The organism is Flavobacteriales bacterium (genome assembly GCA_016712535.1).
GTDB lineage: Bacteria > Bacteroidota > Bacteroidia > Flavobacteriales_F > PHOS-HE28 > PHOS-HE28.
Genome location: JADJQW010000003.1, coordinates 880,058 through 895,587 on the forward strand (window position 1 = coordinate 880,058; position 15,530 = coordinate 895,587).

Genomic DNA, 15,530 nt, shown 5'->3' on the forward strand with positions numbered 1-15,530 from the left:
CTCATGCGATCCTCCATTACTGCGTTCTTGTTCTTCGCTGCCGTCGTGCACGCACAGGCCATTACCATCACCTTGATGTCCTGGTCCAACCCGGCGTGCAGCACGCCCGATGGATTCATCAACATCGGGGTCAGCGGCGGAACGCCGCCTTACACCTACGCGTGGAGCAATGGTGCCATCACCCAGAACATCGCTGGTTTGGGCGCTGGCTACTACGAAGTGACCGTAACGGATGCGGCGAGCGATCAAGCCACGCAAGGCTGGAACCTGAACCCGAACCCGCTGACCTCTGCTCCGAGCGCGCAGGATGGACATGCCAGTTGCATCGCTTCCATGAACGGAAGGGTGCAGGTGATCGAGTGGGGCATCAATGGCACGCCGCCTTACAGCTACTCGCCACCACCAAATGGCATCGATCCGCAAGGCGATCCCTATTTCGAGCTGTTCGGCGTGGCCCCGGGACAAGCGGTGCAGATCCAGGTAACGGATGCGATGGGTTGCACCGGGGTGCTCACCGAGTACGTGATGGCGCCCCAGATCTATGGTGGCCCGCAGATGACGGTGGGGTCCGTGCAGGGTTCATGCTCCACCGGTGCGGGCGGCTCGGCAGTGGTGGGGAACATCTACGATGGCAGCTTCTTCGGCGGACCGGACTATCAGCTCCTTGATGCGACGGACGCCTATATCGCGGGCGGATTCAATGCGGCTAACACGATCACCTTCACGGGCCTTGCGCCAGGGGACTACCACATGGTGCGCGACTGGGATCCCAATGAGATCTACATGGCCTATTCGTGCGATGGCAATCCATACGACCGCATCGACTTCACGATCCCTGACCTGGGCCCCGATTGCGGCTCGGTGAGCGGCACGGCCTACATCGACTACGATGGCGATTGCGTGCAGGACCCCGTCGACTACCCGGTGCCCTACCAGGTTCTCGAGATCCTGCCCGGTCCGGGCTATACCATCACGAACGCGTCGGGATCGTTTTCGATGGACCTGGTGGACGGGAATTACACGATTGAGCAGACGGATCCTACGCTGGTGCAGAACTGCCCGGCTAGCGCACCGGTGCCGTTCACCATTGCTTCGAACCAGATCACCATCGCGCTCGCCAATAGCAGCACCGTGCCCTTGGATGCTTCCGCCGAATTGTCGAGCAGCGCGATGCGGCCGGGTTTCATCGGCAGCTATTGGGGCGCTGCGCGCAACCTCTCACCGCAACTCACCGGTGCGGTGACCATCACGCTCTCCCTGGATCCGCAACTCAGTTTCGCAAACGCTTGGCCAGTGCCGCTATCGGTGAATGGCAGCGTGGTGACGTGGGAGCTGCCCGCACTGGCTCCGCTCAGCAGCTTCTCCTTCTCTGTGCAAGTCCTCGTGCTTGCGCCAACGCCCATCGGCACACCGCTTTCCACATCGGCGGATGTGACTTGTGCCATCGCCGAAGGCGGATTGGCGAACAACACCGCCACCGTGGCCCAACTGGTCACGGGCAGCTACGACCCGAACGATAAGCTGGCGGCCACCAGCAGCGGTTGGAGCGATGAGCTCTATTACATCGATCAGGATGAGTGGATCGACTACACCATCCGATTCCAGAACACCGGCACGGATACGGCCTTCACGGTCGTGATCACGGACACGCTTGCCGCTGAGCTCGACATGGCGAGCTTCCAGCAACGGGTGGCTTCGCACGCTTTCGAGGTGGCATTCAAGCCGGGCCGCGTGGTGGAGTGGACCTTTGCCGATATCCTCCTGCCCGATAGCAACGTGAACGAGCCTGCCTCACATGGGTCGGTGCAGTTCAGGATCCGCCCGGCGCAACCCCTGCTCGCGGGCACCGTGATCGAGAACATCGCCAACATCTATTTCGATTTCAATGATCCGGTGATCACCGAGCCGAGCATGCTAACAGCAGAGTTCAGCACAGGGGTGACGCAGGCGAATGACGGGGCGCTCCAGCTGGCACCGGTGCCAGTGAGCGACCAACTGCGTGTGGCAGCCAACAGGACCATCGATGCCGTGCAGATCATCGGGATGGACGGGCGAGAAGAACTCCGGATCCCCGCACAGGCCTCGAGTGCATCACTCCACGTCGGCAGCTTGGCATCCGGAGCCTACCTGCTGATCGCGTACATGGCGGATGGCACCATCCTGCGTAGTCGATTCAAGAAACTCTGACGCCTCCATGCGGCACACCACGAACCCGTTCAGCGCCCTCCTCCTTGTCAGCTTGATCGGCGTTGGCACGCCTACGCTGGCTTTGCAGGTGAGCGTGAATGGAGCGAGCGCCACATGCGGGAACAATACCGGTTATGCCTATGCCTATGCGTGGGGCGGAGTACCACCGTACACCTACTCGTGGAGCAACGGTGCCCAGTCCGATACCATCACGGGCCTTGCCCCGGGCAACTACACCGTGACCGTCACGGACTCGAACTTCGATGAGGCAACTGACGGCATCATCATCGTGGATCTGCCCAGTCCGGTGCTTCCCTACAGCTGGACGACCTATGGGCTCCAAGGCTGTCAGGGCCAGTGCAACGGAGGCATCTGGTATGATGAGGCGGGCATGCCGCTCAACCTGGTGCCCCCGTTCAGCTTCTCGATACCGCCCACATTCTTAATCAACCCGTTAGACATCCTGCAGGGGGCCTGGGTGGGCTTCTGCCCAGGCTTCTCCGGAACCTTCACCACGGTGACTGATGGCCTCGGATGCGTGGCGCAGCTTCAACTCACTGAGTACGACCTCCCGAGCTCGGACCCATCGCCGATGAGCGTGGTCAACATTGTCCCATCGTGCGCGGGCATGAGCGGCGGTAGCATCGTGGTGAACGTCGGCCAGGACAATGGAGCAGTGGGGCCCAATTGGGAAACCCGGCTGCTGGATGCGGCTTTGCAACCTGTGCCAGGCGTGAACATCACAGCGGACCCGGTGATCGGCTGGAACATCGCCACCGTCAGCAATCGCCCTCCTGGGGATTATCACATCGAGCGCCGGTTCCCGAACATGTATTCGGGTGATTGCGTGGACCTGATGCCGGTAACGGTGCCCAGCCTTGGTGCTGATTGCGGCATGGTGTCCGGAACGGCCTTCATCGACGCTGATGAGAATTGCCTGCTCCTCGCAAGCGAGGTGCGCGTGCCGCTCGGCTTCGTGGAGGTGCAGCCTGGGCCCTATTTCGCGCCGTTCGCCAGCAATGGCTCTTATAGCCTTAGCCTGCCCACCGGCAGTTTCAGCTTGAGCCAGATCAGTCCCTCCGTGGCAGAGCATTGCACGGGCGCCCCCATACCATTCACGATCAATGCGGGCACGACCACCTTGCGCAACCTGCCTGATACTTCCGTGGTCGCACTCGATCTTGAAACGGTGATCAGCAGCGGAGCGGCAAGGCCCGGTTTCGAGTTCCAATACGGCATCACCGTGCGCAACCTGACGCCTACTGCCAGCGGGAACACCACCCTCTCGCTCACCTTCGACCCGCTGCTCGCGTTCGTGGGCGCAACGCCCAATGGATCGGTGCTGGGCAGCACCATCACGTGGACCCAGTCATCGCTCGGGGCCTGGCAGCAACGCAACTACATCGTCCGGCTCAACGTGCCGTCCGACCCCGGGCTCCTGGGCACCGAGCTGATCGGCACCGCCTCGGTGAGCAGCGTGAACCCCGACGGCGACTTGACGAACAACATCGCCACCAACTACCGCACGATCACGGGGAGCTACGATCCCAACGACAAGCTGGCCCAGACCAGCTCCCAATTGAGCGATGAGGTGTACTACATCGTTCAGGACGAATGGATCGATTACACCATCCGCTTCCAGAACACCGGCACGGATACGGCATTCAACATCCTGATCACCGATACGCTGCCCGGCACCCTGGATCCCACGACCATTCACATGGGCGCTGGCTCGCATCCATTCAGCTGGGAATTGCGTGACCAAGGCACCTTGAAATTCTACTTCCAGAACATCCAGCTGCCCGACAGCAACTTCAGCGAGCCGCTGAGCCACGGCTTCGTCGGTTTCCGCATCCGCCCGCACCAGCCCATCGTGCCCGGAACCGTGATTGAGAACATCGCCAACATCTACTTCGACTTCAATCCGCCGGTAATCACGGAGCCGAGCGTGCTGGTGGCGGAGTTCAGCACGGGAGTAGTTGAGCAGAAGGGAAGCGCGATCGCCCTGGCGCCTGTGCCGGCCAGTGAAGAGTTGATTGTTTCCAGCGCTGACGTTCTCTGCCTTGTGCGCATCCTTTCCGCCGATGGACGCGAAGTATTGCGCATGAATGGCCGCTCAACGCAAGTCCGCATCGACCTGGGCGCGCTGCCGTGCGGGGCCTACCTGCTTGAAGCCGGGCTCAAGAACAACACCGTGGCGCGCGAGCGCTTCATCAAGCAATGAACACCTTGCGTTTTCCCTTACTCGCGGTCACGGCCTATTTCACCTTCGCCGCCCAAGCCCTTACCGTCACGATATCCAAGTACCAGGATTCTCCTTGCGGGCAGCCGTTGGGTGTGCTTGATGCCTATGCTTCCGGTGGCGTGGGACCCTATACGTTCTCATGGAGCAACGGGGCCACTACTGGACATCTGGAAGGCTTGCTTCCCGGATCGTACACCGTTACGGTCACCGATGGGAACAGCGAACAGGCCGCAGCCACCGAGACCATCCTCGATCTGCCGTCGCACCCCTTTCCGGTATCCGGTGCTACGTTCAGCCATTGCCCGGGTGGCGATCCCATCGCGGAGATCCACTTCGATCAGTCCGGTTGGACGCATGGGCCAGGGCCGCACACCATCACCAACCCGTCCAACTGGGTGCCGCTGCTGGGGCAAGGCGGCGCATTCACGTTCTATTACATGGTCTTTCCCGGCGCCGCACCGGGATCCACGCAAGAGGTGCAGTGGGCGGATGCGAACGGTTGTCCAGGTACGACCAGCGGACAGGTGTCGAACATCTACCAACCCCCGCAGATGACCTCGCTAACGAGCACCGGTGCCTGCTTGGGGAACAACGGAAGCATCACCGGCACCCTGGTCAACCAGCAGTTCGCCATGGTGGGCGTTCATCTGCGGACCATGGACGGGACACCGATTGCCTCGGGGCAGAATTTCACCTCGGACATCGGCCCTTACGCTTTCAGCTTCTCCTTCCTGGCCCCGGGGGCGTATTGGGTGATCACCGATCCCGATGGGTTGGATAGCTGGGATCCAGGCAACCCGTACGGCTTACCGAACTGCGCCGACTCTTTCTACGTGGAGGTCCCTGATCTTACCGGGAACTGCGGTATTGTACAAGGCCGGGTCTATTTCGATCATGATCAGGACTGCGTGCAGGATGCCAACGAGGTCGGTGTGCCTGATCGGTTGATCACCTTCACGCCAGGGCCGGAGTACGCTTACACCAACTCCAACGGGGGCTACACCCGCCGGCTGACCAACGGCTCGTACACCATGGCTGTTGATGGAACCGGAACGGACCTGTATCCCATCTGTCCACCCACGCCGACCACCGATGTGGTGGTGAGCGGAGGTGTGGTGAACCAGTCATTCGCGGACAGCAGCTTGGTGCCGTTGGACCTGAAAGCGGAGATCGCCATGGGTCCGGCCCGGCCCGGATTCGTGCAGAATGTGTTGTTGCGCGCGAAGAATCTGAGCGGGCAGTTGAGCGGCGCGGTGGATCTGGCGCTCACCATCGATCCGCAGTTCAGTTTCCTCTCCGCAGAGCCCGCGCCCACGAGCGTGGTCGGCAACACGGTAACTTGGGCGGGTATGGATCCCTTGAGCGGATACCAGCGGCACCTTGTTCACGTGCAGGTGCAGGTGCCACCTGACATCGGCCTCTTGAATCAGCCATACGCGCACACGGCCAGCGTGTCGCAGCCGCTCACCGAGTCCACGTTGGCGAACAATACTGCGAATGGCGACGGCACCGTGCAAGGCAGCTACGACCCGAACGACAAGACCGCGCGCACGAGCACGCGCCAGAGCGAGACGGAGTACTTCATCGGGCAGGACACCTGGATCGATTACACCATCCGCTTCCAGAACACAGGCACGGATACGGCATTCACGGTGGTTGTGCGCGATACGCTGAGCGAGGCCTTGGACATCGGATCCTTCGAGATGGGCATCGCCTCGCATGATCCTATCATCACCTTCTTGCCGAACCACGTGGTGGAGTGGCGCTTCCCCAACATCCTGCTGCCCGATAGCAACGTGAACGAGCCCGGCAGCCATGGCCTGATCGACTTCCGCATCAAGCCCATGGAGCCGGTCCTTCCCGGCACGGTGATCGAGAACACCGCCAATATCTACTTCGACTTCAACCCGCCGGTGATCACCGAGCCGAGCGTGCTGGTAGCGGAGTTCAGCACGGGGGTGGCAACGGTGGACAGCGGTGCGCTTCTGTTGGCACCGATCCCCGCGAACGACCAGTTGCTAGTCTCCTCCAGCCGGTCCATCGATGCTGTGCAGGTCTTTGCAATGGATGGAAGGGAGGAGCTTCGGCTCTCCATACGATCGACCAGCGCAACGCTCAACGTCGGCAGGTTGTCATCAGGCGCCTACCTGCTTGTGGCTCACCTGGAGAACGGCACTGTTCTGCGCCAGCGATTCCTGAAACATTGACCCGATGCTGCGTAACCTCATCACCGGCCTGTTGGTATTCGGCATACTGCATGCCCAGGCCCTCACGGTCACCATCTACGTGAACGGTACCAGCGCCTGTGGCCAGACCACCGGGGCCATGTATGCCTATGTGGAAGGCGGTGTACCGCCATACAGTTACCTGTGGAGCAATGGGGTGACCACCGACCACAATGAATACGTGCCTGCCGGGTGGTACTCATTGACGGTGACGGATGCGGAGGGCACGCAGGTCACCGAGTGGGCCGAGGTTCCTGTTACGCCCACCTACATGGAAGGTCTTGGTGTTGGTAGCATGCCGTCGGAGGACGACAAGTACAGCTATTGTGCCGGCAGCACGCCCTACGTGATCCCCTTCCGGGTGGGCTATTTCGCACCAGGCCCCTACACCTTCGATGTGCCGGGATATGCCTTCAGCAGTTACACCATGGAGGGGGAATGCAGCGGGTCCACCGGACCGTTCATCCTTCAGGTGGATGCGCCTCCAGGCACCACGGTGCCTGTGACCATGACCGATGGGGCCGGTTGTGTGAGCAGCGGACAGGTGCTGATCCCGCACCCCATCCCGCAGCCGCCCATCGATGTGTCCAACATCCAAGGCACCTGCACCAATGCGCCCTATGGTTCGGCGGTGCTTTCCATGGACACGTGGACCGGGCAGGGGGGGAGCACCTACATGAAGATCCGCGTGAAGCGGGTGGCCACGGGCGAATGGGTGCCTTCGGCCTGTGCGTCCTACCAGGTCTATCGCTGGAACCCGCAACCGGTCCATGTCACCGGACTGCTGCCCGGTGAGCACGAGGTCTATTTCCACCCGGAGTTCTTCACCCTGGTGGATGAGGAGCATCTTGGGTGCGCCCCCATCACCACCTTCACGGTGCCCGATCTCGGTACGAACTGCGGCGTGGTCACCGGAACGGTGTTCGTGGACAACAACGAGAACTGCAGTATCAACGTCGGGGAGCCGCGGGTGCCGGGCATGATCATCGAAGCGCAGCCGGGCCCGTGGTACGGCGTGACGGACAACTTGGGCAACTACGCCATCGCCATGCCCCCGGGGGCCTACACCTTGGAGCAACAGAGCACGGTGCTGGATGAGCATTGCGAAGGGGCTCCCATCCCGGTGACCATTGATGTGTGGCCCGCCCTCGCCACCACCAATTTCCCCGACACCTCCCTGATCGCGCTCGATGCGATGATCGCCTTGGGCAGTGGGCTGGCGCGGCCGGGTTTCCAGTTCCCCTACGCCATGACGGTGCGCAACCTGACCCCGACCGCGAGCGGTCCCATTTCCGTCTCGCTCACCATCGATCCGGTCCTGGGTTTCGTGAGCGCCACGCCCACGCCCACCTCGGTGGTGGGCAATGTGATCACCTGGGACCAGGTGCAGCTCACGGCCTGGACCGAACGGGACTACCAGGTCATCACGCAGGTGCCGCCCGATGTGGGACTGCTCGGCAGCGTGCTCACGGCCACCGCCCAGCTCACCACCACGAATACCGACGGTGACCTCACCAACAACACGGCCACCAACGACCGCGTCGTCACCGGCAGCTACGATCCCAATGACAAGCTGGCCGCGACCACCAGCGGCAGCAGCACGGTGTGGGACCTGGACAACGATGTGTGGATCGACTACACCATCCGCTTCCAGAACACCGGCACGGACACCGCCTTCAACATCCTGATCACCGACACGCTGCCGGCCACCCTTGACGCAGGGTCGCTGCAGGTGGGTACCGCCTCGCATGATCATACGTGGGAACTGATCGGGCAGGGCATCCTGAAGTTCCGCTTCGCCAACATCCTCCTCCCGGACAGCAACGTGAACGAGCCGCGCAGCCACGGCTTTGTCACCTTCCGCATCCGCCCGAATATGCCTATCGCGCCGAGCACCGTGATCGAGAACATCGCCAACATCTACTTCGACTTCAACCCGCCGGTGATCACCGAGCCGAGCGTGCTGGTGGCGGAGTTCAGCACGGGGGTGGTGGAGGCAAGGACTGATGGAGCCGTGCTGATCCCGAATCCGGCAGCGGATCACGTGCGCTTGAGCGATCCATCGGTCGCGGCCAGGGTGAGACACTGGGAAGTCATCTCTTCTTCCGGTGCGACCTTGCTCCAAGGCAGCGGTCCCATCCCCGCATCGGGCATCGCCATTGGGCACTTGGAGAATGGCGCATACGTATTGCGCATGCATGCATTGAACGAGACCCGCAACGAACGCTTCATCAAGATCGACCAATGACCAGAAAGAGAAACCTCGCATTCGCGCTCGCGTTCCTCGGATCATTGCGCATTCTAGCGCTTCAAGTCGAGGTGATCAACGCTGTCCAATCGGCCTGCGGATACCCGACAGGCATCATGCAGGCGATGATCAGTGGTGGAGTGCCGCCGTACACCATCGCTTGGAGCACGGGAGCCACCACCGAGATCATCACGGGCCTGCTACCGGGCACCTATAGTGTCACGGTGACGGACTTCGTGGGGACCCAGGTCGTTGGTCAGGGCGATGTAGGCGTGACCAACATGCAGCAGGGCGGGCAGACCTTTACGAACCTCGCGCATTGCCCTGGTGGTTTCCCGATGGCGGAGCTCACGCTGTTCAACCAGGCCCAGTTCGGCGCGTATATCTGGGGCGTTCCGCCATTCACGATAACAGGGCCTCCAGAGGTCGAAAGCGTTTCGGTGGTGCAATGCACGAATTGCTCCGGCATGGATTCCCTGGTCCGTGTAGAGATGAACGTTCCATCGGGATCCGTGCAGACGATCACCTGGCAGGATGCGAACGGATGCCCCGGAGAGAGCATGGTGATCATGAGCACGGAGGCGGTGTGGCCCAATGTCTTCGTGTATGACGTGCAGGGATCCTGCGCCGGTGGCAACAATGGGAGCTTCTACTATTCGGTGAGCCCGCTTTCCTCACAGCCCATGACCTTGCGCGTTTACCGGCCCACCGGTTCTCTCCTTGCTTCTGTGCCCATCGGACCGGGCACAGGTGGCGGCTATGGCCAGCTGTCGCCGGGGACCTATGTGCTGAAAGTGGTGGCCGAGAGCAATGGCCCCTTCGATGATGAGCTGTGCTGGGACCAGACCACCGTGGTGATCGAGGATCTGGGCAACGGCTGCGCGAATGTGAATGGCCCGGTCTTCATCGATGGCAACGCCAATTGCTCCTGGCAATTCAACGAGAACAAGATCCCGCAGGCAATCGTGGAGTTCACGCCCGGGCCTTTCTACGCCACTTCCAACGCCGTCAGTGGCTACAGCGTGAACCTTCCGCTGGGCACCTACGATCACACCATCATTCATCCCGGAGCGCAGCAGGAGTGCCCTGGGCCGTTCACTGTGACCGGTGGCCAGAGCAGCGTGACCAGGCCGATCGGCTGTTCGTCGCTCTTCCCGCTGGATGCGCAAGTGACCGGATGCAACGGACCGGCGCGACCCGGCTTCCAGATCCTCTATGGGCTGAACCTTCGCAACAACACCGCGGCGAACGCAGGTGCGAGCACGCTCACCTTCGAGTTCGATCCGGTGCTCGGCTTCGTTTCGGCATCGCCCACGCCGTCCTCGGTGGTAGGCAATACCGTCACGTGGAACTTGACCGGGATCGGTGCCTACGCGAACGCCAACCGCTTCGTGCAATTGCAAGTACCGCCCGACATCGGCCTTATCGGCACCGTGTTGTCGGCCACGGCCACGGTGGCCACCACCAACACCGATGCGTTTCCGGCGAACAACGTGTGGACCTCGCAGCAGATCATCACCGCCGCTTACGACCCGAACGACAAGCGCGCCCGCACCAGCACCGGCCTCAGCGATGAGGTGTACTTCATCGATCAGGATGAGTGGATCGACTACGTGATCCGATTCCAGAACACGGGCACGGACACCGCCTTCAGCGTGGTGGTCACCGATACGTTGCCAGCCACGCTCGATCCGGCCACCATCGAGGTGGGCGCGGCCTCGCACGCGATGAGCTGGAACCTCACCGGCCATGGCATCCTGCGCTTCAACTTCCCGAACATCCTGCTGCCCGATAGCAACGTGAACGAGCCGCTGAGCCACGGCTTCGTGGGCTTCCGTATCCGGCCTCGCTTGCCGATCGAGCCCGGCACCACCATCGAGAACACCGCCAACATCTACTTCGACTTCAATCCGGCGGTGATCACCGAGCCGAGCGTGCTCACAGCTGAGTTCAGCACGGGGGTGGGTGAAGCCGTGAAGGACGTGCTGACCGTGATGCCTAATCCTGCGATGGACCGGATCATGGTAACGAGGCCTGCGCCTTCCTCCGGCACGTACCGCATATTCGCCTACGACGGTCGTGAGGTGCACGCGCCCGGCAGTTGGAAGGCCCATTCGCTCGAGTTGGATGTGAGCGCTCTGCGGGCCGGTCTCTATGTGATCAACCTGGGTGGATGCACGGCCCGTTTCATCAAACAATGATGATCATGAGAACCCTGCTCGTCCTTGTTCATGCACTGTGCATCACGTCTAGCGTGGTGGCTCTGGATGTCCAGGTGAATGTCTACGCGGCCGATTGCAGCGGCGGCATGGGATACGCAATTGCCACGGCCAGCGGCGGCACGCCGCCTTACACCTACAACTGGAGCGATGGCAGCACCGGTCCAGAAGCATCGTTGCCCCCGGGCCAAGGCTACACCATCACCGTGACCGACAACGCCGGTGCGACCGGCTCACAGACCTTCGACATCCAGCAGACGCTAGGTTGTTGCTCCTTCCAGGACATCTATTTCGCCGGTTTGGAGCCGTGCCAGGGTGAATGCAACGGAGGTTTTCGGATCTACCTGCCGCTTGTGGTGGGGGGCTATACCTTCAGTACCACTCCGCCCATGCAGGTGCAGGAGTATGTTCCGTCAGGAGGCCAGCAGGTGGAGTATTTCACCTTGTTCCAGTTCATCGGCGCATGCCCGGGTCAAAGCGTGAGCTTCATGGTGAGCAACGATTGCGGATCAGGTTCTACGAACGTGACCATACCGCCTGCCTTGGTGGACCCCACCGTGGACGTGCTCCAGATCACCGGCAGCTGCACGAATTCCAGCAATGGATACCTGTCTGGCGTCATGAATTATTCGGGGGCCGGCCTGACCGCTGGGTGGAACATGCAGGCCGTGGATGACCTGGGGGCCACTGTGCCCATCCAGCCGATGAGCTTCAGCGGTTTTCCACCCATTCCCGTTGAGCTGTTCGGCCTGCATCCGGGCAATTGGGTGATGCGCTTCACCAGTCAGGAGACCTTGGGCTCCATCCAGTCGCCGTGTGCGGTGGACATCCCATTCACGATCCCCAACCTAGGCTCCGGCTGTGGCGCTCTCTCGGGAAGGGCTTTTGTGGATGTCAATGAGAATTGCGTCCAAGGCTCCGGGGAGCCCAACCTGAGACAGACGGTCGTGGTGGCACAGCCCGGCGATCACTATGCCCTTACGAACGCGTCTGGACAATACACCATGAGCCTGCCTTATGGGTCGTACACGGTCAACTCATCGAGCGCGGTGTACCAGGAGCACTGTGGCGTGAGCGCCACGCCCTTCACCCTGAGCGTGGGACAGCCCAACGTGGTGCGCAACCTGGCCGACACGAGCCTGGTGGGGCTGGATGTGATGGTCAGCCTGGGGAGCGGACCGGCACGTCCCGGGTTCCCCATGACCATGGGCATGGAGGTCCGCAACCTCACCGGTGTGCTGCCCGGGACCACCACGGTGACGCTCACCTACGATCCCGTGCTGGCTTTTGTAAGCGCCAACCCGGCACCGACCTCGGTGAACGGGAACACGCTCACTTGGACAAGCGCGAACCTGGGGGCCTTGCAGGACTGGGACTACACCGTGAACTTCACGGTGCCGCCTGATGTGGGTCTCCTGGGCACCTTCCTCACCAGTACGGCGACCGTCAGTGTATCGAACCCGGAGGCCAACCTCACGAACAACAGTTACACGGACCTGGTCCTGGTGACGGGCTCCTATGATCCGAACGACAAGACCGCGCTGACCAGTTCGCGTGAGAGCAGCGAGATCTACTTCATCAACGAAGATGAATGGGTCGATTACACGATTCGATTCCAGAACACCGGAACGGATACCGCCTTCTTCGTGGTGATCACGGACACCCTCCCGCCCACGCTCGATCCGGCGACCTTCATGCCCATGGCCGCTTCGCATCCGCATAACGTTTCGCTTTCGGGCCAAGGCATCCTGCGGTGGAATTTCCCCACCATCCTGCTGCCAGACAGCAACACGAACGAACCGCGCAGCCACGGTTTCGTCACCTTCCGTATCCGTCCCGAACAACCCGTGCTGCCGGGCACCCTCATCGAGAACGTCGCCAACATCTACTTCGATTACAATGATCCCGTGATCACCGAGCCGAGCGTGCTGGTAGCGGAGTTCAGCACAGGGGTGGGGAATGAGCAGGCCAACGAGCTGCGCGTTTATCCCAATCCTGCCGCAGATGTGCTCAATATCGCAGGAGTGAAGGACCATGGGCATGTGCGGGTCGAAGTGTTCGCGCCGGATGGCCGCTCAGTGCTGGTTGATCCGGTCCGCGCAGACCCATGCAGGCTCTCCATCGCGCACCTGACCCCCGGAGCGTATCAGCTTCAGCTGGTGGGGTCTGATGGCATGACCTACCGGAACCTCTTCATCAAACAATGAACGCATCATGGGCCGCAACCGCTCACTCGTTCTCGGGCTTCTGGTCGCTGGGCCCTCGCTCGCGATCCAGGTGAATGTGCAGTTCGTGCCCGCCACGTGCAGCCAATGCAATGGCGCTGCCCAGGCCTTCGTCACCGGTGGCACGCCTCCGTACTCCTATCTCTGGTCCCCGAACCCGGCCAACGGCCAAGGCACCAACCAGATCTGGGACCTCTGCCCGGGTCAATGGTCGGTCCTGGTCACCGATGCGGTGGGGGCAACCGCCACAGCCGATTTCACCATTGATGCGCTGCCTGGGCTTTCTCCATTCCTGCAGGCGCAGCCACTCCTCTCGGATTGCATGGGCGGTTGCAATGGTTGGGCCGTGGCCTATGTGAATTCGTTCGGTGGGACTCCACCTTACAACTACAGCTGGGGGATGATCGACACGGGCCTCATGGGGCCGGGTTCCGTCACCTTCCAAGGCCTTTGCACCGGCACCACGCCGATATCCGTCGTGGATGCTCAAGGATGCACCGGGCTGATCCAAGCCACGGTGGGCATGGAGTCCATCTCCACTCCGTCCGTCGGTGCATTGCCTGCTTGCGGCACATGGGCGAACGGCGCCATCATCGCATCTGGACCCGGTGACAACCCGGTTTTCCGGGTTCAAGGCGGATCAGGCTTCGATTCCCTGTATGTGCTTTCGGGTTTCCCGCCCTTCACGCTGGGTGGTGTGCCTGCCGGTGAGTACTCGGTCTCGCCCATGGGCTTGGCGCCTTGGGGCGGAGGATATCTGGACCTCTGGTGCACGGCTCCCGCGATGGTCACCGTGCCCGCCCTTCCACAGCCGTGCGGCACCTTGACCGGCCTGATCTACCACGATGCCGATCAGGACTGCGCGCTGAACAACTTCGACATCCGACTGCCTTATCGGGTGCTGAGCATTGAGCCTGGGGGCGTCTTCACGATCAGCGATGCCAACGGACAGTTCGCACGCAACCTGTCCAACGGCAGCTACAACCTGGCACAAGGCGCCCTCACGGATGAAGTGCCGTTCTGCCCGGCTTCGGGTTCAACGGCATTCACCATCAGCACCACCACGCCCACCGCTTATGTCGAATTCGCCAACCTGAGCACCGCGCCCCACGACGTTAGCGTTCAACTTACCAGTTCGGCAGCGCGGCCGGGCTTCGCCACGCAGGTGTGGGTCACGGTGAGCAACAACTCCGCCTTCCCAAGCGGCGATGTGACGGTGGACCTGGACTTCGATCCGCTGTTGCTGAACCCCTCGACAACACAGCCTTGGGACTTCGGCGTGATCGCTCCGTACCAATCCATCACCCTTTCCTTCACGGCGAACCTGCCACCGGATGCGGGCCTGGTGGGCAACGTGCTCACGTACACGGCCACGGCTGGCAACACCGCCAGTGAACCCGACCTCTCGAACAACAGCGCATCGCTCGACGTGACCATCACCGCCAGCTATGACCCGAACGACAAGGTGGGCACGGCCAACGCCAGCGGGAGCACGACGCAGTACTTCATCGGCAATGATGAGTGGATCGACTATGTGATCCGCTTCCAGAACACCGGCACGGATACAGCATTCACCGTCGTGGTCCGCGATGCGATCGAGGAAGGCCTGGACATGATGAGCCTGGAGATCCTGGGCGCTTCGCATCCGTTCACGCCTTCGATGGACGAGGGTCGCGAACTGGTCTTCACCTTTCCGGATATCCAGCTGCCGGACAGCACCACGGACCTGCTGGGCAGTCAGGGCTTCGTGGCTTTCCGGCTGAGACCAATGCCGCCGCTGGTGCCCGGCACCGTCATCGAGAACATCGCCAATATCTACTTTGATTTCAATGATCCCGTGATCACCGAGCCGAGCGTGCTGGTGGCGGAGTTCAGCACGGGGGAGCAGGACGCGAATGCGTGGGATCTGAGCGTCTTCCCTAATCCTGGACGGGATCGAATCACCATTCAGGCTGCTGGAGCCTTCAGCGTGCGCGTTATGGACCTCTTGGGCCGGGAGGTCCTGCATTCCGGCTGGGGGGGCGGCGTGATGGAGATGGACGCCTCAGGGCTCCGCTCGGGAGCCTATGTGCTGCACGTGATCAGGTCCAATGGGGACACCGTCCAAAGGCCTTGGATGAAGAATTGACCGCTTCTAAGCAACCATTCCCCAGCCGCCCGTCATTGGTGTGCTCTTACAAA

At 61.6% G+C, this 15,530-nt stretch carries 7 protein-coding genes; all 7 read left to right on the forward strand.

The genetic code is table 11. The features are described from left to right. Nucleotides 1–3: 3 nt before the first annotated feature. Genes IPK70_14020 through IPK70_14050 form a run of 7 tightly spaced genes read left to right on the forward strand, consistent with a single transcriptional unit; the run spans nt 4 to nt 15,477 of the window. Nucleotides 4–2,187 carry a SprB repeat-containing protein gene (locus IPK70_14020; GenBank protein MBK8228275.1) on the forward strand — a complete coding sequence of 728 codons (2,184 nt, stop codon included), beginning with the start codon at nt 4–6 and terminating at the stop codon, nt 2,185–2,187. Between the two features lie 7 nt (nt 2,188–2,194). Beyond that, nucleotides 2,195–4,411 (forward strand): hypothetical protein, encoded by a 2,217-nt coding sequence (locus tag IPK70_14025; GenBank protein ID MBK8228276.1) that lies wholly within the window; start codon nt 2,195–2,197, stop codon nt 4,409–4,411. Next, complete coding sequence (locus tag IPK70_14030; protein ID MBK8228277.1) at nt 4,408–6,639, forward strand: T9SS type A sorting domain-containing protein; 2,232 nt, start codon at nt 4,408–4,410, stop codon at nt 6,637–6,639. Before IPK70_14025 ends, IPK70_14030 begins: the two co-directional genes overlap by 4 nt. Nucleotides 6,640–6,643: 4 nt before the next feature. Next, complete coding sequence (locus tag IPK70_14035) at nt 6,644–8,905, forward strand: hypothetical protein (GenBank protein ID MBK8228278.1); 2,262 nt, start codon at nt 6,644–6,646, stop codon at nt 8,903–8,905. Continuing rightward, nucleotides 8,902–11,106 (forward strand): hypothetical protein, encoded by a 2,205-nt coding sequence (locus IPK70_14040; GenBank protein MBK8228279.1) that lies wholly within the window; start codon nt 8,902–8,904, stop codon nt 11,104–11,106. Before IPK70_14035 ends, IPK70_14040 begins: the two co-directional genes overlap by 4 nt. Nucleotides 11,107–11,111: 5 nt before the next feature. Further along, nucleotides 11,112–13,331, forward strand: a complete 2,220-nt coding sequence (locus IPK70_14045) for a hypothetical protein (protein MBK8228280.1) — start codon at nt 11,112–11,114, stop codon at nt 13,329–13,331. Nucleotides 13,332–13,338: 7 nt separating this feature from the next. Beyond that, the gene (locus tag IPK70_14050) at nt 13,339–15,477 is read left to right on the forward strand and encodes a T9SS type A sorting domain-containing protein (protein MBK8228281.1); all 2,139 of its coding nucleotides are present in this window, start codon (nt 13,339–13,341) and stop codon (nt 15,475–15,477) included. Nucleotides 15,478–15,530 lie beyond the last annotated feature (53 nt).